The organism is Agrobacterium sp. MCAB5, assembly GCF_052114365.1.
GTDB lineage: Bacteria > Pseudomonadota > Alphaproteobacteria > Rhizobiales > Rhizobiaceae > Agrobacterium > Agrobacterium tumefaciens.
This window is the reverse complement of the sequence record NZ_JBFREP010000096.1, coordinates 1-704: the sequence shown is the minus strand read 5'-3', so window position 1 is coordinate 704 and position 704 is coordinate 1. Positions and strand designations below refer to the sequence as shown.

Here is a 704-nt window from a genome sequence, read left to right as displayed (position 1 = left end):
CTCGCTGTAAGCTTCAGGAATGAAGTCTCCCTGATTACCGATCCTAGTCCAGTCGAGTTCTTCAAACAGGCCTTCTGCGCATCCTGACAGCAGCGTGTTCTGCTCGACCTGCATGACGTCCCAGGAAACGCTCCCGCTGGCTACCATTGCACGGACCTTGGCCATCTGACCTGAATAGGAGTCTTCGGTGACGCTCACACCAGAGGACTTCGCAAAGGGTTCGAAAAAGGCTTTTCGCTCCGCGTCCTGAAGCACGCCACCTGCACCAACTATGGTCAGTTTTCCTGAATCCGCCAGCGCCACGGATGTAACGCCGAGGCATGCGAGCAGCATAAGCCCGCTGAAAAGTTTACGATATGGCATGGGGTTCCTCCTCATTGCGCTACCCACCGGTTGAATCGTTGTTGCAGCTCCTCTTCGTGATCGACCCAAAATGGGGTGTTCAGGGCCACAGCGCCTGCCATGTTCTTCTCAGCGGTAGGAAGTTGAGGGGCTATATCGGCAGAAATACTGGCGGTCGCCTTTGCGTTCGTGACGCCATAGACCATCTTTTCCGCAAATGCTTTTTGGGGCTCGGGGCTTGTCATGTAGGTGACAATATCAAATGCCGCCTTCGTATTGCTGCCCTTGGGAATAGCCCAAAAATCCATAGCGTAAAGCTGGTTGGTCCAGGACATCTGGAAGTGCTTGCCCTGCTGATTGGC

1 protein-coding gene and 1 pseudogene are annotated in these 704 nt (G+C 54.4%); both read right to left on the bottom strand.

Annotated features, from left to right (window positions below; translation table 11 throughout):
• Positions 1-363 (bottom strand): annotated as a pseudogene (locus tag AB4Z23_RS27520) (ABC transporter substrate-binding protein); the annotation flags it as partial.
• 11 nt (positions 364-374) lie between these two features.
• The coding region (locus AB4Z23_RS27515; protein WP_441361191.1) for an extracellular solute-binding protein at positions 375-704 on the bottom strand (330 nt) is incomplete at its 5' end.